This is a genomic window from Mycobacterium conspicuum (assembly GCF_010730195.1).
GTDB classification, from domain to species: Bacteria; Actinomycetota; Actinomycetes; order Mycobacteriales; family Mycobacteriaceae; genus Mycobacterium; species Mycobacterium conspicuum.
Window position 1 is genome coordinate 328,788 of the sequence record NZ_AP022613.1, and the last position, 19,945, is coordinate 348,732.

21 protein-coding genes are annotated in these 19,945 nt (G+C 68.4%); 7 read left to right on the forward strand and 14 right to left on the reverse strand.

Annotated features, from left to right (window positions below):
• Window positions 1-13: 13 nt before the first annotated feature.
• Window positions 14-262, reverse strand: a complete 249-nt coding sequence (locus tag G6N66_RS29230) for a hypothetical protein (protein ID WP_232079179.1) — start codon at window positions 260-262, stop codon at window positions 14-16.
• 251 nt (window positions 263-513) lie between these two features.
• On the reverse strand, window positions 514-909 hold the full coding sequence (locus G6N66_RS01535) for a hypothetical protein (RefSeq protein ID WP_085235665.1): 396 nt from the start codon (window positions 907-909) through the stop codon (window positions 514-516).
• A gap of 21 nt (window positions 910-930) precedes the next feature.
• On the opposite strand from G6N66_RS01535, the gene G6N66_RS01540 reads away from it, so the two are divergent.
• Entirely contained in the window at window positions 931-1,527 is a 597-nt protein-coding gene (locus tag G6N66_RS01540; RefSeq protein ID WP_085235664.1) for a TetR/AcrR family transcriptional regulator, read from the forward strand.
• On the opposite strand, the gene G6N66_RS01545 is transcribed toward G6N66_RS01540, so the two are convergent.
• The 5 genes from G6N66_RS01545 to G6N66_RS01565 all read right to left on the reverse strand — a co-directional run bounded on the left by G6N66_RS01545 (window position 1,501) and on the right by G6N66_RS01565 (window position 7,526).
• Entirely contained in the window at window positions 1,501-3,666 is a 2,166-nt protein-coding gene (locus tag G6N66_RS01545; protein ID WP_085235663.1) for an AAA family ATPase, read from the reverse strand. The two genes, G6N66_RS01540 and G6N66_RS01545, sit on opposite strands and share 27 nt — an antisense overlap.
• A complete protein-coding gene (gene pssA, locus G6N66_RS01550; RefSeq protein WP_085235662.1) occupies window positions 3,663-4,526 on the reverse strand; it encodes a CDP-diacylglycerol--serine O-phosphatidyltransferase in 864 nt (287 codons plus the stop codon). The genes G6N66_RS01545 and pssA overlap by 4 nt, the downstream gene beginning before the upstream one ends.
• Window positions 4,523-5,218, reverse strand: coding sequence for a phosphatidylserine decarboxylase (locus G6N66_RS01555; RefSeq protein WP_085235661.1), 696 nt, complete (start codon window positions 5,216-5,218; stop codon window positions 4,523-4,525). Before G6N66_RS01555 ends, pssA begins: the two co-directional genes overlap by 4 nt.
• Before the next feature lie 133 nt (window positions 5,219-5,351).
• Entirely contained in the window at window positions 5,352-6,569 is a 1,218-nt protein-coding gene (moeA, locus tag G6N66_RS01560; RefSeq protein WP_085235660.1) for a molybdopterin molybdotransferase MoeA, read from the reverse strand.
• A gap of 15 nt (window positions 6,570-6,584) precedes the next feature.
• Window positions 6,585-7,526, reverse strand: coding sequence for an SDR family NAD(P)-dependent oxidoreductase (locus G6N66_RS01565; RefSeq protein ID WP_085235659.1), 942 nt, complete (start codon window positions 7,524-7,526; stop codon window positions 6,585-6,587).
• Between the two features lie 59 nt (window positions 7,527-7,585).
• Here G6N66_RS01565 and G6N66_RS01570 point away from each other — a divergent pair, with 59 nt between their 5' ends.
• The gene (locus G6N66_RS01570; RefSeq protein ID WP_085235658.1) at window positions 7,586-8,059 is read left to right on the forward strand and encodes a VOC family protein; all 474 of its coding nucleotides are present in this window, start codon (window positions 7,586-7,588) and stop codon (window positions 8,057-8,059) included.
• Window positions 8,050-9,492, forward strand: coding sequence for a flavin-containing monooxygenase (locus tag G6N66_RS01575; RefSeq protein ID WP_085235657.1), 1,443 nt, complete (start codon window positions 8,050-8,052; stop codon window positions 9,490-9,492). The genes G6N66_RS01570 and G6N66_RS01575 overlap by 10 nt, the downstream gene beginning before the upstream one ends.
• Here the strand turns inward: G6N66_RS01575 and G6N66_RS01580 are convergent.
• On the reverse strand, window positions 9,477-10,538 hold the full coding sequence (locus G6N66_RS01580) for an alpha/beta hydrolase (RefSeq protein ID WP_085235656.1): 1,062 nt from the start codon (window positions 10,536-10,538) through the stop codon (window positions 9,477-9,479). The genes G6N66_RS01575 and G6N66_RS01580 overlap by 16 nt on opposite strands.
• A 5-nt stretch (window positions 10,539-10,543) precedes the next feature.
• Entirely contained in the window at window positions 10,544-12,100 is a 1,557-nt protein-coding gene (locus G6N66_RS01585; RefSeq protein ID WP_163645761.1) for an FAD-dependent monooxygenase, read from the reverse strand.
• Window positions 12,101-12,204: 104 nt separating this feature from the next.
• Here G6N66_RS01585 and G6N66_RS01590 point away from each other — a divergent pair, with 104 nt between their 5' ends.
• Window positions 12,205-12,816 carry a TetR/AcrR family transcriptional regulator gene (locus G6N66_RS01590; RefSeq protein WP_232079180.1) on the forward strand — a complete coding sequence of 204 codons (612 nt, stop codon included), beginning with the start codon at window positions 12,205-12,207 and terminating at the stop codon, window positions 12,814-12,816.
• Here the strand turns inward: G6N66_RS01590 and G6N66_RS01595 are convergent.
• Entirely contained in the window at window positions 12,804-13,298 is a 495-nt protein-coding gene (locus G6N66_RS01595; protein ID WP_085235654.1) for a cupin domain-containing protein, read from the reverse strand. The two genes, G6N66_RS01590 and G6N66_RS01595, sit on opposite strands and share 13 nt — an antisense overlap.
• A gap of 31 nt (window positions 13,299-13,329) precedes the next feature.
• Here G6N66_RS01595 and G6N66_RS01600 point away from each other — a divergent pair, with 31 nt between their 5' ends.
• Both G6N66_RS01600 and groL read left to right on the forward strand, forming a co-directional pair.
• Window positions 13,330-14,022 (forward strand): M24 family metallopeptidase, encoded by a 693-nt coding sequence (locus G6N66_RS01600; RefSeq protein WP_085235653.1) that lies wholly within the window; start codon window positions 13,330-13,332, stop codon window positions 14,020-14,022.
• A gap of 177 nt (window positions 14,023-14,199) precedes the next feature.
• Window positions 14,200-15,825, forward strand: coding sequence for a chaperonin GroEL (gene groL / locus G6N66_RS01605; RefSeq protein WP_085235652.1), 1,626 nt, complete (start codon window positions 14,200-14,202; stop codon window positions 15,823-15,825).
• Window positions 15,826-15,884: 59 nt separating this feature from the next.
• On the opposite strand, the gene G6N66_RS01610 is transcribed toward groL, so the two are convergent.
• Window positions 15,885-16,256, reverse strand: a complete 372-nt coding sequence (locus tag G6N66_RS01610; protein WP_085235651.1) for a pyridoxamine 5'-phosphate oxidase family protein — start codon at window positions 16,254-16,256, stop codon at window positions 15,885-15,887.
• A 384-nt stretch (window positions 16,257-16,640) separates the two neighbouring features.
• Between G6N66_RS01610 and G6N66_RS01615 the strand changes: the two genes are divergently transcribed.
• Window positions 16,641-17,468, forward strand: coding sequence for an SDR family NAD(P)-dependent oxidoreductase (locus G6N66_RS01615; protein ID WP_085235650.1), 828 nt, complete (start codon window positions 16,641-16,643; stop codon window positions 17,466-17,468).
• Here G6N66_RS01615 and G6N66_RS01620 read toward each other — a convergent pair.
• Genes G6N66_RS01620 through G6N66_RS01630 form a run of 3 tightly spaced genes read right to left on the reverse strand, consistent with a single transcriptional unit; the run spans window position 17,457 to window position 19,915 of the window.
• A complete protein-coding gene (locus G6N66_RS01620; protein WP_085235649.1) occupies window positions 17,457-18,026 on the reverse strand; it encodes a carboxymuconolactone decarboxylase family protein in 570 nt (189 codons plus the stop codon). The two genes, G6N66_RS01615 and G6N66_RS01620, sit on opposite strands and share 12 nt — an antisense overlap.
• An 18-nt stretch (window positions 18,027-18,044) precedes the next feature.
• Window positions 18,045-18,455 (reverse strand): hypothetical protein, encoded by a 411-nt coding sequence (locus G6N66_RS01625; RefSeq protein WP_085235648.1) that lies wholly within the window; start codon window positions 18,453-18,455, stop codon window positions 18,045-18,047.
• 17 nt (window positions 18,456-18,472) lie between these two features.
• On the reverse strand, window positions 18,473-19,915 hold the full coding sequence (locus G6N66_RS01630) for a PPE family protein (RefSeq protein ID WP_085235719.1): 1,443 nt from the start codon (window positions 19,913-19,915) through the stop codon (window positions 18,473-18,475).
• Window positions 19,916-19,945 lie beyond the last annotated feature (30 nt).

A 19,945-nucleotide genomic window follows, 5' to 3' on the forward strand; every position in this document is an offset into this window, starting at 1 on the left:
TGGTTACGAACGCTCAGGCCAAAGAGTTCACCCGGGATTCGCGCTCCGCCAGGGACTTCAACGTCAGCAGCTGCTTGCGCATCATGACCAGGTCGCCCAGTGCAAGGACCCGCCCGGCCAGCCGGCGCCCGCCGAACACCACGCGCACGTGCAGCCGCGACCCGGCCGCCTCGGGGCGGATCCGGTAGGTCACCGCAACGCTTCCGGACCGCAGCGTGATCTGTTGTCCGCTAGCGAAGGATTGCAGCCTAAACACGGTCATGAACCGTTGCCCCACCGCGAGGTGAACGAGCCCCGGGTCGCGTTCCCGGGGACTGCGGCGCCCGAAGTTGTCCAGGACGTCATAGCTATAGGGCGCCGCGCGTAGCTGGCAGACCCAGCAGAACACGATCGATGGGGCCGCATCGATGCTGATCGCCCGGTCTGCTCGGACGCTGGTGGGCGGGCAAAGCCCGTCACAGGGTAGGGGCGCGGCTAGTTCCTGCGGCGTGGCTCCCCAGTTCCGACCGGGTATCACGACACCGCAGCCCCACGTGGATGTGCCTCTGCCGCAACCCTTTTGAGCATTCGCCGCACCGCGACTCGGTGGCCGCCGGTGCCGATGACAAGCGCGCGATACACCTTGCCGTGCGGGCCTGGGAACGCGGCCCAGGTCTGTGCGCGCACCCTGGTGCGGCGTGGTGTGGGGTCGACATCCAGCTCGAACACCAACCGGTAGACGGCGAACGGGTGGCGACCCTTCAACGCGAAACGCTCGTACGGCCGGGCCTCGTCGAGCACGAAGCCGATCGGCACACTGGCCGGGTTGAGCGGATCGCGGCACATCACCCGCAGCAACGCCGACCACGTTTCTTCGCGATTCGCGTCGACGGTTATGGCATGCTCATCGATATAGGGCAATCGTTTCATATAGAAGGAATGTACTAGATCGTGGCACCTCCGCGGAAGCACGAGACCGATGTGATCCTCGACGCAGCCCGGGCGCTGGTGCTCGCGGGCGGACCGCGTGCGGCGAGCGTCGCGGCGATCGCGAAGGCGAGTGGGGCGCCCGCCGGCACGCTCTACCACCGTTTCGGCAACCGCGACGGCATCCTGGCCGCGGCATGGCTACGCGCGCTGGAACGCTTCCAATCCCGAGCGATGGCGGCGCAGGCCCGTACCCCGACCGACACCGCCGTCGCCATGGCCGTGTCCGCGATCGGCTTCGCGCGTGAACTGCCGGAGGATGCCCGGCTGTTGCTGACGATCCGGCCCGGTGACCTGCTCGACGGCGAACCCGACGCGACGTTTCAACGGACGCTTGCCGACATGAACGCGCCGCTCATCGACAAGGTGCGCGCGCTGGCCCAACAGCTCTACGGCAGCGGCGATCCGCGCGCGATCGACGCGGTGAGCAGGGCCGTGGCCGACCTGCCCTATGCCGTGGTCCGGCGGCACGCGCACGACGAGCCGATGCCGTCGTGGCTCGAGGCCGATGTCGCGGCGTCGGCGCGGGCGATGCTAAGGAGCTTTGGCAAACGCGCGTAGGGATTCCACCTGCGCCGGATCCAACGACGGGCGCACGGCGTTGCGAGCCGCCTCGAGATCGGCGGCGGTGACGTCGGCGGCATCGATGGAGCGGCGCATCGCGGACAGCGCGGCCTCGCGCAGCAGCGCCACGCAGTCGGCGGCGCTGTAGCCGTCGAGTTCGGCGGCCACCGCATCCAAGTCGACGTCGGCGGCCAGCGGTATCGACTTCCCGGCGGTGCGCAGGATCTCGCGCCGCGCCTCGGCGTCGGGCGGCTCGACGAACACCAGACGTTCCAGCCGTCCCGGGCGCAACAGCGCGGGATCGATGAGGTCGGGCCGGTTGGTGGCGCCCAGCACCACCACGTCGCGCAGCGGCTCGATGCCGTCGAGCTCGGTCAGCAGCGCGGCCACCACCCGATCGGTGACGCCGGAGTCGAAGCTTTGGCCCCGCTGCGGCGCCAGCGCGTCCACCTCGTCGAGGAACACCAGCGAAGGCGCTGAATCCCTTGCGCGCCGGAATAATTCGCGCACCGCCTTCTCCGAGGAGCCCACCCACTTGTCCATCAGCTCGGAGCCTTTGACGGCATGCACGCTGAGCTGCCCGGAGCTGGCCAGCGCGCGGACCACGAAGGTTTTGCCGCAGCCCGGCGGCCCGTACAGCAGCACTCCGCGTGGTGGCTCGATGCCGAGCCGCGCGAAGGTGTCGGGGTGCCGCAACGGCCACAGCACCGCTTCGGTGAGCGCCTGTTTGGCGTCGGCCATGTCGCCGACGTCGTCGAGCGTCACGTTCCCAACGGTCAATTCCTCACTGCCCGAACGGGACAACGGTCGGATCACGCTCAGCGCACCAACCAGGTCGTCCTGGTTCAGCGTCGGTGTTTGCCCCGTAGCGCTGGCCCGTGACGCCGCCCGCAGCGCCGCCTCGCGAATCAACGCGGCCAGGTCGGCAACGACGAAACCAGGTGTGCGGGAAGCGATCTCATCGAAATCCAGATCCTCTGTGGGCACCGGCTTGAGCAGCGCCTCCAACAGCGCCTTGCGGGTGGCCGCGTCGGGCAGCGGCAGGCTCAGTTCCCGGTCGCACAAGTCGGGGGCCCGCAACCGGGCATCGAGCTGGTCGGGTCGCGCGGAGGTGGCGATCAACGCGACGCCCTCGGTGGCGACGGCAGTGCGCAGCTCACCCAAGATCAGGGCGGCCACCGGCTCGGCGGTGGCCGGCAGCAGGGCGTCGACGTCGGTGATCAACAGCACCCCGCCGCCGGCCCGCACCTTGCTGACCGCAGTGGCAACGGTTTTCAGCCGGTCATCGGCGCTCAGCGCGCCCACCTCGGGACCGTCCAGCTCCACCACCCGGCGGCCGGCGCAGACCGCCCGCACCAGTGTCACCTTCCCGACGCCGGCCGGGCCCGACACCAGCACGCCGAGGTTGGCGGCCGCACCCAAGGTCTTGAGCAGGTGCGGTTCGTCGAGCGCTAGCTTGAGCCATTCGGTGAGTTTGGCGGCCTGCGGCTGCGAGCCCTTGAGCTCCTCGACCAGGATCTGCGGGGTGGCGGCGCTATCGAGTTCGTGCGAGGACACCCGGGTGCCGGACGGAATACCGCTGCCCCACGTCACCAGCGAGTTGGGCTGCACGCTCACCGGCCCGTCGGGATCGACCCCGGTGACGGTCAGCAGCTCGGAGGTCCAGCTGATCCCGACCGCCGACGCCAGGGCCCGGCTGGGTTCCGACGTCGACGTGCCCGGCCCGAGGTCGCGGGGCAGCAGCGACACCGCGTCGCCAACCGTCATCACCTTGCCCAGCAGGGCCCGGCGCAGGGTGGCCGGCGAAACCGATTGGGTGGCAAGCGAAGAGCCGCTCAGCGTCACCGATCGCGCGCCGTACACGACGACCGCGCTGACGATCACCGCGCTGCCCTCGCGCAGCCCGGCGTTGGACAGCGTCACGTCGTCGAGCAGCACGGTGCCGACGGGGGTGTCCCGGCCGGCCAGCCCGGCAACGGCCGCCGTGGTCCGCGACCCGGTCAGCGACACCGCATCCCATTCCCGGATGCCCAGCGCGGCAACGGCGTTGGGGTGCAACCGGATCACGCCGCGGCGCGAGTCGACGGCAGAGGTGTTCAGCCGGGCGGTGAGCGTGAGCTGACCGCGGCCAGTCACAGCCGTCCGCCCGGCTTGCGCAGCCCCAGGCGCGCCATAGATCGGCGGTTCGGTTGCGCCCGGCGGGTCGCGCGCCGCGCCGCGCGACGTTGTCGGGGCTTGTCGTCCCACGCCTCGGGGTGGTTGGCCAGCCACCGCTTGCTGCGCACGGCGAACGGGATGTGGCAGACGTAGGAGATGATGATCACCCAGATCAGGATGTAGGGCGCCAGCACCGCGGCCGCCGCGACGGCGGTCAGCACGGCCAGCAGCGGGACCGCCAGGTTCGGTGGGATCGCCACGGTGTGCATCTTCTTCATCGGGATCGTGCTGACCATCAGGATCGACGTCCCGATGATCCAGATGGCGAGGAACCACAGCGAGGACCACCAGCCGTCGCCGTGGAACTGAAGTTTGAGGCCCATCAACCCGATCATCGACACCGCGCCCGCCGGCGCGGGCATCCCGACGAAGAACTCCTTGGCGTAGGAGGGCTGGGTGTCATCGTCGTGCTGCGCGTTGTAGCGGGCCAGACGCAGCACGACACACACCATGTACAGCAGCACCACCGCCCAGCCGACCGGCCACTTCGACAGCAGCGTCACGTAGACCACCAGTGCGGGCGTCACGCCGAAGTTCACCGCGTCGGCCAGCGAGTCGATTTCGGCGCCGAGCGCCGACTGGGCGCCCAGCAGGCGGGCCACCCGCCCGTCCAGTGCGTCCAGGATGGCCGCCGCCGCAATCAGCGCCATCGCCGGAATCGGCTGACGCTCGAGCGCGAACTTGATCGACGTCAATCCGGCGCACATCGACAGGACCGTCATCGCGCTCGGCAGGAGTTGCAGGCTCATGGTCCGCCTGCCCCGGCGTTTGTCGATCACGGCAGCTCCGCCAGCATGGTCTCGCCGGCGATCGCGCGCTGGCCGAGTTTGACCGCCGACTCGGTGCCCGGCGGCAGGTAGGTGTCCAGCCGGGAACCGAACCGGATCAGGCCGTAGGTGTCGCCGATCGACAGCTTGTCCCCGACGTGGGCGTCGCACACGATGCGGCGCGCCAGCAGCCCGGCGATCTGCACCACGACGACGTCCTCACCACTGGGAGTGCGGATCCGCAGGCTGGCCCGCTCGTTTTCGGTGCTCGCCTCGGGCAGATCCGCCGAGCCGAATCGGCCTGGCCGGTATTGCTTGTCGATCACCTCGCCGCTCACCGGCGCGCGCTGCACGTGAGCGTCCAGCAGCGACAGGAAGATGCTGACGCGTGGCAGCGGAGTGTCGCCCATGCCGAGTTCGGCGGGTGGTGCCGCGGAGTCGATCACGCAGACGATGCCGTCGGCGGGGGCGACGACGGCCCCGGGCCTCGACGGCGGCACCCGCGGCGGATGGCGGAAGAAGCCGGCGCAGGCACCGGCGGCCAGCAGGCCCGTGCGGCGCACCCACCGGTAGTCGCGCCCCAGGAGCGCCACGCCCAGCCCGGCGGCGATGAACGGCCGGCCGGCCGGGTGAATCGGCGGAATGGTCGAGCGGACCAACTCCAGCATGTGCTGCGGGCCGCCAGTGCGGGGGCGTCTAGCCACGCGGTCATCCTACGTAGCTGACCGGGTCTAGGAGCGATCGCAAGCGCGGCGAAGCCGGGCGAAGCGGGTCACGACCCAATTTCGGAGCGATCGCAAGCGCGGCGAAGCCGGGCGAAGCGGGTCACGACCCAATTTAGGTGAGGTCCCAGACGTCCAGCTGGGTTCCGGCCGACACTTCCACGACATCCTCGGGGATGTCCAGCAGCCCGTTGGCGGAAGCCAGCCAGCGCAAGTGGTGCGACGCCGGTGGGCCGTAGCTGGTGACGCTGCCGGTGTCGGCGTCGAGGATCGCACGCCGGAACTGTCGTTTGCCCCGCGGCGAGGTCAGCGACTCGGCCAGCACGGCGGGCCGCCGCGGCCGGTGCGGGTCCGGCAGACCCATGGCTGTGCGCAGCGCGGGCCGGATGAACACCTCGAACGACACCAGCGCGCTGACCGGGTTGCCGGGCAGCGTGACGATCGTGGTGGCGGCCCCATTTATTTGCAGACGCCCGATGCCCTGCGGCATTCCGGGCTGCATGGCCACCTTGACGAACTCCACGCCTTGCTCCCCGGCACGGCCGAAAGCGTCTTTGACGACCTCGTAGGCGCCGGCGCTGACGCCCCCGCTGGTGATGATCAGATCGGCGTCCGCGGCGTAGCGGTCCAGGATCGAACTGAACTGCTCGACGTCATCGCCGGCGGTCGCGGTGGCGATCACGGCCGCGCCGGCGTCGCGGACCGCACCGGCCAGCATGACCGAGTTCGACTCGTAGATCTGCCCCGGGCGCAGCGGGTCGCCGGCCGACACCAGCTCCGACCCGGTGGATATCACCAGCACCCGCTGGCGCGGCAGCACCGGCAGCTCGGCCATCCCCAGCGCGGCGGCCAGCCCCAGCGTCGCCGGGGTCACGATCTGTCCCTTGCGCAGCACGGTGGTGCCGGCGGCGACGTCCTCACCGGCTAACCGGATGTGCTTGCCGGACGCGGGCGCCTCGCGGATCGCAACCGACTCGACCCCGCCGTCGGTGGCTTCGACCGGCACGACGGCCGTCGCCCCGGCCGGCATCGGCGCGCCGGTCATGATCCGGTGGGCGGTGCCGGGTTGCAGGGTGAGTTCGTCGGTGCGCCCGGCGGGGATGTCCTCGGCGACGGGCAACGACACCGGATGATCCGCGGTGGCGGCGGCGACGTCCTCGGCGCGCACCGCGTAGCCGTCCATCGCGGAGTTGTCGAACACCGGCAGCGACAGTTGGGCGACCACATCGTCGGCCAGGACCAGCCCCTGCGCCTCGGCCAACGGCACCATGGCCGCCGGGCGGGCACGGATCAGCTCGGCGACGACGCGTTGGTGCTCTTCGACGGACCGCATCTGGATATTGTCCGCCTAGACCGGGAACGTGACGCCGGTGAGCTCCTCGGAGACGGCCCAGAGCCGTCGCTGCAGATCCTCGTCGTGGGACTGCGCACTGGAGTCGACCAGCTTCGGGTGGCCGCGCTGCTGGCCGATGCCGGCGGGGCCGTAGTACTGCCCGCCTTGGACGGCCGGGTCGGTGGCGGCCCGCAGCGTCGGCAGGGCGCCCATCGCCGCGCTCTGAGACAGCATTGGCCCGAACACATCGACAACCGGCTTGATGAACCACGGCAGGTTGCGGGTCAGCTCGGTGTTCGAGCTGCCGGGGTGGGCGGCCACGGCGATGGTGCCGTTGTCCTTGACCGGCCGGGCACTCAGCCGGCGCTGCAGTTCATAGGTGAACAGCAGGTTGGCCAGCTTGGATTGGGCGTAAGCGGCCATCCGGTTGTAGCTGCGCTCCCACTGCAGGTCGTCGAAATGGATCGCGGCGCGCAGTCGGTGGCCCATGCTGCTGACGGTCACCACCCGCGACCCGCGCACCGGCAGCAGGTGGTCGAGCAACAGGCCGGTCAGCGCGAAATGACCGAGATGGTTTGTGCCGAACTGCAATTCGAAGCCGTCCTTGGTGACCTGCTTCGGCGTCAGCATCACGCCGGCGTTGTTGATCAGCAGGTCGATGCGCGGGTAGGCAGAACGCAGCGCGTCGGCGGCGGCGCGCACCGAGTCCAGCGAGCTCAGGTCGAGGGCCTGCAGGGTGACGTCCGCGCCCGGGCTGGCGGCGACGATGCGCGACAGGGCGGCGTTGCCCTTCGCCAGATCGCGCACGGCCAGCACGACGTGCGCACCGCTGTAAGCCAGCACCGCCGCGGTCTGATAGCCGATTCCGGTGTTGGCCCCGGTGACGATGGCGACGCGGCCACTCTGATCCGGGACGTCGGCCTCTTTCCACTTGCGGGTCTCGGCGTTTGAATTCATGGGCCACAACGTACTCGCCGCGGGTTCCGATCCACATCGGCGGACGTAGAGTCGAGAACGTGATTACCGGGTTGGCCCACGCCGGGGTGTGCGTTCCGGACTGCGCGGCCGCAGTGGCGTTCTACCGCGACGTGTTGGGCCTCAGTGTGCTCTCGCCGCCATACGTGATGGCGGGTAACGCCATTCGCAACGACATGGGCGAGCTGGTGTCGGATCCCACCATGAAGGCGGCGATCGTCGGACTGCCGGGTGACGGCGATCGGGTCCTCGAAGTGATCGAGTACCTCAACGTCGACGGAGCCGCAGCCGACCGGGCGCTGACCGACCACGGTCTTTCGCACGTCGGGCTGATCTGCGCGGATCTCGACGCCACCCGCGCCGAACTCGAGGCCAAGGGAGTGCGTTTCCTGGTCAGCGGCATCGCGGACGTCGCGCGCGTGCGCACCAGTTGGTTCGTCGATCCGTGGGGCGTCGTCTTCATCCTGGTGGAGAAAAGCCGGCCCGAGCGACCGTACTTCGCGCAATGGGGGTGAGGCGCCTCAGGGTCGGCGTCATCGGCGCGGGCGCCGGCGGCATCGCGATGGGGATTCAGCTGGCCCAGGCCGGATACGACTTCACGATCTTCGACCGCGCCGACGGCTTCGGCGGGACCTGGCGCCACAACACATTTCCGGGTGCGGCCTGCGATGTCCCGTCGCATCTGTACTCGTACTCGTTCGCGCTCAACCCGCGGTGGAGCAAGACGTATGCGAACCAGCCCGAGATCTTGGCCTATCTCGAGAAGGTGGCCGCCGACCATGGGCTCGGCGCACATTTGCGGGCCAACACCGCGGTCAGCACGGTGCGGTGGTCGGACGAGGCGCGTCGCTGGACCCTGGTCACCGATGACGGCGACGAGCACGACTTCGACGTCGTGGTCAGCGCGGTCGGCATGCTCGACGTGCCGCACATCCCGGATATCCCTGGGGCGCAGCGGTTTCGGGGCCGGCAATTCCATTCGTCGCGTTGGGACCACAGCAGATCGACGGCGGGGGAGCGGGTGGCCTCCATCGGTACCGGCGCCAGCGCGATCCAGTACGTTCCCGCGATCGCCCCAAAAACCGCGCAGCTCACGGTCTTTCAGCGCACCCCGATCTGGATCGCGCCGCGATTCGACTTCCCCTTCACCCCTGAACAGCACGAGCTGTTCGAGCGCGATCCCGGTGCCGCGCAGAAGTTGCGCGACGAGGCCTTCGATGCCTACGAGTCGGCCAGCTTCGACGTCGACGACCAACAGACCCGCGATGCGACCGAACTGGCGCGCAGTTACCTGATGCGCAAGGTGGCCGACCCGGAGCTGAGGGCCAAGCTGACGCCGGACTATCCGGCCGGGTGCAAGCGGCCGCTGATGTCGCGGGAGTGGTATCCCACGTTTGCCTTGCCGCACGTCAAGCTGGAAACGACCGCCATCGCCGAGTTGACCGAGAAAGGAGTGCGCACCGTCGACGGCGTCGAACACCACTTCGACACCGTCATCTACGGCACCGGGTTCACCGCCGCCGACTATCTGTCCAGCATCGACGTGTACGGGACCGGCGGCCGTCGACTTCGCGACGACTGGGCCGACGGGGCGGAGGCGTACCTGGGCACGCTGGTCAGCGGGTATCCGAATTTCTTTATGCTCTACGGCCCCAACACGAATGGGGTCAATTCGATCATCTACATCCACGAGGCGCAGACGACCTTCATCCGCCACATCCTCGGCGTGATGGGCACCAGCGGAGCCCGCACCGTGGAGGTGACGGCCGAGGCGCAGCGGCGCTACAACGAAGAGATTCAGGCCGCGATGCAGGGCAAGGTCTGGCTCGCCTGCAAGAACTATTTTCGGCACCCCAGCGGCAAGGTGGTCACCCAATTGCCTTACAGCGGAAGACAATTCTTCGAACGCACCCGCAGCATGGTTGCCGGCGACTACACGCTTTCCTGAGCGAACTGGCTGCGCAGCCAGCCGATGACCATCGGCACCACCTCACCCGCTTTGCTCATCGCGACGTGCCCGGTGCCCTCGATGAGGTGCACCTCGGTATTCGGCCGGCCCTCGAACACCAGGGTGTCCGACTGCGGGACGAAGTAATCATCGCCGCCGTTGACGACCAGCATCGCCGAATTACGTTGCTGAGCAAGCAAACTCCGGCGGTTAAGGTCTTCTAACCCCGCGCTCAGCTCGGTAAGGGTGGGCGAATGATCCCAGTGCATCGCATTGCCGAGGATGTCGTGCATGCCGTAGGGCAGGTTGCGGACATTGTCCGATTCGAAGGCGCGATCGACCGGGCCGCCGAGTTCGACGGCGGCGTCGACGATGCCGGCCAGCCCCGACATCGCGGCGAAGTTTCCGCCGAACGAGGCGCCGAAGTGGCCGACCCTGCCGTCGCCGAGGGTCCGGGCGTAGTCGGCGAGCCCGCGGATCACCTCGTCGGCGTGCGCGTCGAGCGGGATCGCCGTCTCACCGGTGCCGGGGTGGTCGAAGGCCAGCGTGGTCATCCCGGTGCCCATGGTGAACCCGACCCACCACGGGTGGATGTCCATCTTCCAGGTGTCCACGCCGCCACTGGCGATCAACACCGGGCGGGCCGCGAAATCGCCGTTGGTGGAATACAGGTGCACGGCGACCTCGACCGAGCCGTCGCGGTACGGCACGGTGACGATGCGCCGCTCGAAGGCGACCGGAAAGTCCTTGGCCGCCAACTCGAATTGCTCCAACTGGCGTTCCATGGCCCGCTCACGCGCTGGGTCGGTCAGGCAGGGGAACTTTGCGCAACCGTAGACCAGGGAGGCCAGGTAGTGATCGCCGCGTTCGGCGTATTCCTCGGCGAGCTTTGACCATTCGTACACCCAGCCGCCCGGAGCGTCCGCCCACATATCGGTGGTGACGGCCCGTACCCGTTCTATGTCCGCGAGCGGGATACCGAACTTCTCGAATTGGCCGGTGCGGTCGGTAAACATGTCCGCGGTGGCGATCTCGTAGGTATACACGGTGTTCAGCTCCTAACCTTGGCGAAGTAGTCGACGACGGTCGTGGTGTCGTCCAGGGCGGCGACGGCCCCGATGTAGCCATCCGGGCGGATCACGACCCGCCCACCATTCTTGAGTCCGAATCGTTGTGCCACAAGCTGTTTCGGGTCAGCGATGACGGTGTCGTAGCCGGCGACCTGGGCGTCGTGCGCCGTCACGAGCACCTGGACTTCACCGTCGCCCGCAGCCGGGGCAGTGTGCCCGGGCGCGATGGTGAGCACTACGTGGCCGGTATTCTGCACCCCGCACACGGCGGCGAGCTGCTTCTGCACCTCAGCGTCGACAACATGCGGAACATGTTCGCCGGCAGCCACTTTGGCGTGTCGAGGGCTGCGGCCCACGGCTAGCGGGCTGGTGCGGTAGGCGACGTTGACCTCCTCGACGGTCTCGGCCATGAAGCGCCGAGCGGCTGGGACGTGCGACAGCAGCCGAATCACCAGGTCGCGGATCCGGCGCGGCACGCCGGACAGCGTGCCGCCCCGGGTGAGCCGATCGGTGAACGCAATGACGCTGTCGGCGACCGGGATTCGCTCGGCCTCATAGCTGTCGAGAAGTGTCTGGCCGGCTTGGCCGTCGATCACCATCGCCAGCTTCCAGGCCAAATTGAACGCATCCTGCATGCCGGTGTTCATGCCCTGACCGCCGGCCGGGCTGTGGATGTGCGCGGCATCGCCGGCCAAAAACACCCGACCCCAGCGGTAGGCCGGCACGCGTGCGTGCCGGACCTCGAAGCTGGTCAACCAGTGCGAGTGCACCACCCGAATGCCGCCGATCCGGTGGTCGAGGATCCGCTGCAGCTCCTCTTGGGTCGGCTGGGGCGCGTCGCGCCCAGCACCGGTCTCCGAGGCCAGAAACCGCATCCGTCCCTCGGCCATCGGCAGCACCACCACCGGGCCGTCCGGAGCGAAGAACGTGTGCATGCTGTCCATGTCCAGGCTGTGCTCGGCGTCGACGTCGGCGAGTAGGAAGCGTTCTCCGGCGAACGAGCCGGCGAGCTTGGCGCCGACCAGCTTTCGGACCGCGCTGTGCGCGCCGTCGGCCCCGATCACCCAGGGGGCGGTGACCAGCTCGGTCAACCCGTCCTCATGCCGCAGGGTGGCGTGTACGTCGTCGTCGTCCTGGGTCAGCGCGACCAGCTCGACACCACGTTCGACGGTGACGCCCAGCGACTGCAGGTGATCGCCCAGCACGCGCTCGGTCTCGGTCTGCGCCGTGGTCAACGTGAACGGGAATGCGCTGTCGACGCCACCGAGGGGGACGCGGAACAGCTTGCGGCGTCCCGCGTAGAGCTGCATCGCGATGGCCTTGATGCCGGTGCCGACCATCTCGTCGACGATGCCGATCCGGTCGAGCATGTCCAGGCTGCGGGCGTGCACCACGATCGCGCGGGACTGGTCGGTCGGTTGCGCGAGCTTGTCGATCAGCCGCACGCGGACACCGCGGCGGGCGAGTTCGGCGGCCGCGACCAGGCCGACCGGTCCCGCGCCGACAACCAGGACCTCGGGGTTTGGTGACGTGGACATGGCTGCTCTCCTCATTTTCACGCTTCGTTGAAACTCCGAACAAGTTTCACGGTACGTTGAAGAAAGTCTCAGCGCAAGAGGAAATTCACGCTAGAGTGAAACTCATGGTGAAGCGAGCGGTAACTCCTGGTCCGCGCGATGAACGCGGCGTGCTATCGGCGCGAATCGTTGCCGCCGCTCGTGCCGAATTTGCCGAGCACGGGTGGGCCGGAACCACGATCCGGGCCGTCGCGCGAACCGCCGACGTCGACCCCGCGCTGGTCTACCACTACTTCGGATCGAAGGAAGGGCTGCTGGACGCGGCGACCAACCCGCCGCAGAAATGGCTGGAGAACGTCGCCGAGATCTGGAAAACGCCCCTCGACAGGCTCGGCGCGGCGCTGATCACGTTGCTGTTGGCCAGCTGGGCCGACGACGAGATCGGGCCGACCCTGCGCGCCATCCTGCAGACCGCGGCGCAGGAGCCCTCCACCCGCGAAAAGCTGCGGCGCGTGGTGGAAGGAAGCCTGATGGGGGTGTCTGAATTGGGCAGCGACGAGCGGGACCGCTTGGTGCGCAGTGGTCTCGTCTCATCCCAGATGATGGGGTTCGCGCTGATGCGCTACGTCTGGAAAATCGAGCCCATCGCGTCCATGACCGATGCCGAGGCCGTCGCCGCGATCGCGCCCAACCTGCAGCGCTACGTCAGTGGGGACTTAAGCGCTCAGACCCAATAGTTGTCGTGGCGGACGAACCACTCGCGCCGCTCGTCGTCGGTCATGTCGGCCAGCGCGCCGAAACCCTCGAAGTAGGCCTCGCGGGGCGCCCCGGGGGCGAAAAGCATCAAGATTGACGCCGGCTCCTCGACCTCGTTGCGGAAACCGTGCACGCCGCCGGGCGGGACATAGAGGAAGTCGCCCTGATGGCCGTCGACCCAGTCGGTGCCGTCGTAGAGCCGCATCGTCCCGGACAGCACAAAGAACGCTTCGGACATGGCGCGGTGGAAGTGTGGCCCCGGCCCACCCCCGGCGGGAGCGATGTCGACCCGGTACAAGCCGTAATCGCCATCGGTTGCCTGCTGGTTCGCCAAATAGTGGTAGCTGACCCCGGCGGGGGATTGGTAGTCCGGGGGAGCATCGGCGCGCTTGAGCCAGGCGCTCACTTCGGGCTCGTCGGCGGTATAGCGGGCCGGTGGGTAGGGCGGCACGACGAGGGACACATCATCCAGCCTGCCAGTTAGCATCACGAAGGTGGAGCCCACCGAAGAGACGCGAGTGGCACGGCTGCTCGACGCCCAGGACAAGGCGGAGCAACTCTTCAGCGAAATCGAGCGGCGCGCCATGATCCGCCCAGGGGTCGGAGAAAAGCAGCTGTCCGACGAGATCCGCGACCTGGCCGCAGAGATGCTTGGTGTGACCCGACATTGGCATCGCCGGATCGTGCGGGCCGGCGAGAACACGCTGCACCCGTTCCAGGAGCATCCGCCCGACCGGCAGATCGCCGCCGACGACATCGTGTTCCTCGATCTGGGGCCGGTGTTCGAGGAATGGGAGGCCGACTTCGGCCGCACGTTCGTTCTCGGCGAAAACCCGCACAAGAAGGCCGTCCGCGACGCGCTGCCACGGGTGTGGCAGGCCGGCCGCGAGCATTTCGGCCGTCACCCCGACATCACCGGAGCCCAGTTGTTCGATCACGTCGTCGGTGTGGCCCACGCCGAGGGCCTCGAGTGGGGCAGCAAGATCGCCGGGCACCTGGTCGGGGAGTTCCCGCACAAGAAGATCGCCGGCGCTGGTGTCCAGTGGTACATCATGCCCGGATCGGACAAGCCGATGCGGCGAAGGGACCCCGCCGGCCGTCTGTGCCACTGGATCCTGGAGGTCCACCTGGTGGATCGTGTCCGCGGGTTCGGCGGTTTCTACGAACAGCTGCTCGACCTGCCGTGATTTCTTGCACTCGACATAGGCGAGTGCTAAGAATGACGTTGGCACTCGCGACCGGCGAGTGCTAGGTCGGGACGGTGAGGCCAGGGCCGCGCAAGCGGAAGACACCCACAGCCGTCCGTCGCGGGCACTGCACCCGGCCAGAACGTGTCATCCCCAATCCGGAGGAATCACTTCGCAATGGCCAAGCAAATTGCGTACGACGAAGAGGCCCGCCGCGGCCTCGAGCGGGGCCTGAACAGCCTCGCCGACGCGGTACGGGTGACGTTGGGTCCCAAGGGCCGCAACGTCGTCCTGGAGAAGAAGTGGGGTGCCCCCACGATCACCAACGATGGCGTGTCCATCGCCAAGGAGATCGAGCTGGAGGACCCGTACGAGAAGATCGGCGCCGAGCTGGTCAAGGAGGTCGCCAAGAAGACCGACGACGTCGCCGGTGACGGCACGACGACGGCTACGGTGCTGGCCCAGGCGCTCGTCAAGGAGGGCCTGCGCAACGTCGCGGCCGGCGCCAACCCGCTGGGCCTCAAGCGCGGCATCGAGAAGGCCGTCGAGAAGGTCACCGAGACCCTGCTCAAGTCGGCCAAGGACGTGGAGACCAAGGAGCAGATCGCTGCCACCGCGGCCATCTCCGCGGGCGACCAGTCGATCGGCGACTTGATCGCCGAGGCGATGGACAAGGTCGGCAACGAGGGTGTCATCACCGTCGAGGAGTCGAACACCTTCGGCCTGCAGCTCGAGCTCACCGAGGGCATGCGGTTCGACAAGGGCTACATCTCGGGCTACTTCGTCACCGACGCCGAGCGTCAGGAAGCCGTCCTGGAGGACCCCTACATCCTGCTGGTCAGCTCCAAGGTGTCGACGGTCAAGGACCTGCTGCCGCTGCTGGAGAAGGTCATCCAGGCCGGCAAGCCGCTGCTGATCATCGCCGAGGACGTCGAGGGTGAGGCTTTGAGCACCCTGGTCGTCAACAAGATCCGCGGCACCTTCAAGTCGGTGGCCGTCAAGGCCCCCGGCTTCGGTGACCGACGCAAGGCGATGCTGCAGGACATGGCCATCCTCACCGGTGGTCAGGTCATCAGCGAAGAGGTCGGCCTGACCCTGGAGAACGCCGACGTCTCGCTGCTGGGCAAAGCCCGCAAGGTCGTCATCACCAAGGACGAGACCACCATCGTCGAGGGCGCCGGTGACCCGGACGCCATCGCCGGGCGGGTGTCCCAGATCCGCGCCGAGATCGAGAACAGCGACTCCGACTACGACCGCGAGAAGCTGCAGGAGCGCCTGGCCAAGCTGGCCGGCGGTGTTGCGGTGATCAAGGCCGGGGCTGCCACCGAGGTGGAGCTCAAGGAGCGCAAGCACCGCATCGAGGACGCGGTCCGCAACGCCAAGGCCGCCGTGGAGGAGGGCATCGTCGCCGGTGGCGGCGTGGCCCTGCTGCAGTCGGCCCCGGCCCTCGAGGAGCTCAAGCTCACGGGCGACGAGGCCACCGGCGCGAACATCGTCCGCGTGGCGCTCGAGGCCCCGCTGAAGCAGATCGCCTTCAACTCCGGGCTGGAGCCCGGCGTTGTCGCCGAGAAGGTCCGCAACTCGAAGGCCGGCACCGGCCTGAACGCGGCCAGCGGCGAGTACGAGGACCTGCTGAAGGCTGGCGTTGCCGACCCGGTCAAGGTGACCCGTTCGGCGCTGCAGAACGCGGCGTCCATCGCGGGCCTGTTCCTGACGACCGAGGCCGTTGTCGCCGACAAGCCGGAGAAGGCGGCCGCCCCGGTGGGCGACCCGACCGGCGGCATGGGCGGTATGGACTTCTGAGTTCACGGTCCTAACGAAAAAGCCCGGTTCCCTGTTGGGAGCCGGGCTTTTTCATGTGTTCACGCCTCGAGCCGCAGGCAGTCGTCCTTGCATCCGGGTTTGGTGACCGCGCCCGGGGCCGCCCGACGGTGCAAGACAGCGCGGTCGGGCACGACCTGCACGGCGGTGTCGGTCGGCTCGCCGCGACCGTCGACGATCAGCGTGTAGCCGCTACGCTCGCGCGGCGGCCAGACGAGCATGACGCCGTCGTGCTGCGCCAGGTTGCGCCGCGTGCTGTCGCCGACGGTGCCGACGTCGATGACACCGTCGCTGAGCACCGGCTCGACGGCGACCGCATGGGCGCGATGGCCGTCGTCGACCGTGACGAGGTAGGCGAACGTGAAGTCGGCCAGCGCTTCGGCCAGTTGGTCGAGGTCCACTTTCACGCTCATGACGCGAGGATACGGCGGCGCGCGTGCTACTGGCCCCCTCGCCGAGCGTGAAAGCCGGGCTGGGCGGGGGCAGCGCGCGAGTTGAGCGCGTTCGGTGTGAACTCAGGGCTTTGGGTGTGAGCGTAGGGCGGTAGATTCGCGATTTTTCCGCCCAGGCTTCACACTCAACGCCCACGATTCACACTCAACGGCGCCGGGTGGCTGGGCGCGCGTTCAGTGTGAACACAGGGCTTTGGGTGTGAGCGTAGGGCGGCGAAATCCGCGATTTTTCCGCCCAGGCTTCACACTCAACGCCCACGATTCACCCTCAACGGCGCCGGGTGGCTGGGTGAACTCAGGGCTTTGGGTGTGAGCCCTGATTGGGGCGACGGGTAGCTTTTACGCGTGGCCCTTCCGACTCCTTCACCGTCCAGCACCGCCGTCGTCACGGGCGCATCGTCGGGCATCGGCTCCGACATCGCCCGCGAATTGGCCGACCGCGGCCACGGCGTCACGCTCGTCGCCCGCCGCGAAGACCGGCTACGCGAGCTGGCCGAGGAACTCGCCCGCAGTGGCACCCGTGTCGAGGTAATCGCCTGCGACATCACGGATTCCGCCGCCCGCGCCGCAATATTCGACGAGGTCGACCGGCGCGGGTTGACCGCTGACATCCTGGTCAACAACGCCGGCATCGGCACCATCGGCTCGGTGACCAAGACGCCCGTCGACGACGAGATCGCTCAGGTGCGGGTGAACGTGGAGGCCGTCATCGACCTGACCACCCGCGCGGTCCAACAGATGGTGCCGCGCGGGCGCGGCGCGATCCTCAACGTCGGATCCACCGCGGGCTACCACCCCTTCCCGGGGCAGGTCGGCTACGCCGCCACCAAAGCATTCGTCAAGACCTACACCGAAGGGCTGCGCGGCGAACTCGCCGGCACCGGCGTCACCGTCGCGTTGCTGAACCCGGGCCCGGTGCGCACCGAGTTCCTCAAGAGCGCGGGCATGGACGAACGGGAGTTCGCCGACGCGTTCCCGAAGTTCCTGTGGATGCCGTCGCGGCAGGTGGCGCGCGCCGGCGTCGATGCGCTCGAGCACGACCGCGGCAACGTGATCCCCGGGCTGCCGAGTCAGATCAGTACCCGGCTATTTCAGTTCATGCCGCGACGGCTGCTGCTGCCGCTGCTGAAGAACCAGCATCCGGGCCTTCGAAGGGACGCGTCAGCGAGGTAGCGGCCAGGGCCGCATCCAGCCCTCCACCGGCAGCGCCAGCGCATTGCACAGCGTGCAGATCGTGCGGTACCAGCCGACGGCGGTGAGCAATTCGATGCGCTGCTCGTCATCCAGCGACTGGCCCAGCGCCGCCCAGGTCGCCTCCGACCACGAACCGGTGCGCTCGAGTTCGTCCACCGCTTCGATCAGCGTCCGTTCCGCGGGGCTCCACCGCGGGTCGGCGGGCGCATCCTTGCCGGCGGTCACCAGGGCGTCGCATTCGTCGTCGCTGACGCCCGCGATCGGGCCCCAGAACGCGGCCTGCCCGCCCCACTCGTATTCGCAGCCCAGGAGCGCGCAGATGCGAAGGATCGCTATCGTGCGCGTCCGCGGCGGCAAAAGCGCTGCGACGTAGAGGGATTCGCCGAGCTTGCGCAGCCGCCCGGCCAGCGCCGGGTGGCGCTGCAGGCAGCGCACCAGCAGCAGCGGCTCGTAGGTGCGGTCTGGGTGACCCCAGCTGTTGATGCTCGTGGCATCTTCTTCGCTCCAGGGCGGAGCGAGCGGTGCGACGCGGCTCACGGATGAGACTGTACGGCCTCAGGCGGGTAGGGAGAACACCACGCAATCGTGGAGGCAGCCCTTGGCGGTGGCGGGGGAGTCCGCCTCGCGATGCAGCAGCGCGCGGGTGGGAACCACCTCAAGCCGCGCGGTCTCCTCGTTGGCGTCGGAGGCATCGGAGGCCTGAGCCCTGCCGTCGACGATCAGCGAGTAGCCCCCCGGCTCGCGTGGGGGCCACAGCAACGTCACGTCGGAGTGCTGGGTCAGGTTCTTTCGGGTGCGCCCGCCGATAAGCCCGATGTCGAGGATCGCCTCACGCAGCGTCGGTTCGACCGTCACGGTGTGTACGCGATAGTCCTCGTCGACCGTGATCAGGTAGGCGAACGGAAAGTCGTCGAGAGCGGCGGCCAGTCGCCGCAGGTCTACCTTCTTCGCGGTCTTGGCGCCCATGCGTCCGAGGATAGGCGCTAGTCCGACGAGCCCGGCCGGATCAGAGCCAGGTCGGGGACGGGGTTGCGATCGCTGCGGTAGAAGTCCGAGGTCGGGATGCCGTCGCCGGCTGCGTCACCGGTGGCGGTGTTCCGCGCCCCCGCGTCGCCACCGCTCGAGCCGAAGAGGCCCGTCGGGGCCGCGGTACGAAGGAGCGGGGTGGTCGCGTTCTGACCGCTGGACGCCGTGACCGCCGGGTTCGGCGTGCCCACGTCGTAGGTTGGCGTGCTTGCGCTGGCGGCGGGAGCACCGGCAAAGACCTGGCTTACCGGGGCCGCGGACATCACGTCGGGGGCGGCGAAGCCCGGGTTGAAGGCCGCATTGGCGATCGACGGGCCGATCACGCTCGAGCCGAGGTTTGCCGCGTTCATACCGCCCGTAAAGCTGCCGGGACTGAGCACGGTGACGGCCGGGGCGGGCGGCGGTACCGCCAAGCCGGTTGTTGTCGGCACCCCGGCTGCCAATGGGGTGGCGGTGACGGCGCCGCTGGCCGCGCCGGTGGCGGCGGCCGGGCTGGGCATGCCGATGTTTCCGGTTCCCGGGGTTCCGGGGCCGAGGATTCCGCTGGCGGAGTTGAAGTTACCGAAGCCGACCTGGTGATCGCCGGTGAGTGGGGACCCGATATCCCCGCCGCTGCCGAAGCCGAAGTTCCCTTTACCGAGGATGCCGAAGCCGAAGTTGTTGCCGCTGGTTCCGCTGCCCGAACTTTGGCTGCCGGGACCGCCGGAACCCATGTTCGAATTGTTGTCGTTGGAACCGTTGCCGAAGAGTGCGCCGGCGATCTCGTTGCTCAGGCTGGAGGCGGCAACACTCGAGAACAGGCCGACGTGTTTGTGGTGATGCCTGGGCGGGGGGCTGCTCCCGTGGCTCTGGGCGCTGTTGGAGCCGATGGCGTGCAGGATCTGCCGCCAGGGCGCCAGACGCTCGGCCGCCGCGGAGGCATCGAAGTGGTAACCGGCCATCGCCGAGACGTCCAGGGCCCACATCTGTTCGTATGCGCCCTCGATGTCCGCGATCGCCGGAGCGTTCTGCCCCAAGAAGTTGGTGTTTGCCAGCACCCGCATCAAGGCCCGGTTGGCCGCGACCACCGCGGGCTGCACGGTGGCCGCCAGCGCCGATTCGAACGCGGCCGCGGCGGCGCCCGCCTGGCTGGCGGCCTCTTCCGCCTGCGCGGCGGCCCCGATGAGAAACGTCGAGTACTGCGACGCGACGGCCATCATTGCCGCCGACGTCGGGCCCAGCCAGGAACCGCTGGCCAGGTCAGATGTGACAGACCTGAAGGAATCCGCCGAAGACGCCAATTCGGCGGCGAGTTCGTTCCAGGCCGCGGCCGCAGCCAGCAGCGGTCCCGAGCCGGGACCGGCGAACATCAGTGCCGAATTGATCTCAGGCGGCAACCACGCGAAGTGCGGGTTTGTCACCATTCAAAACTACCGGGCAAGGCCCGCGAT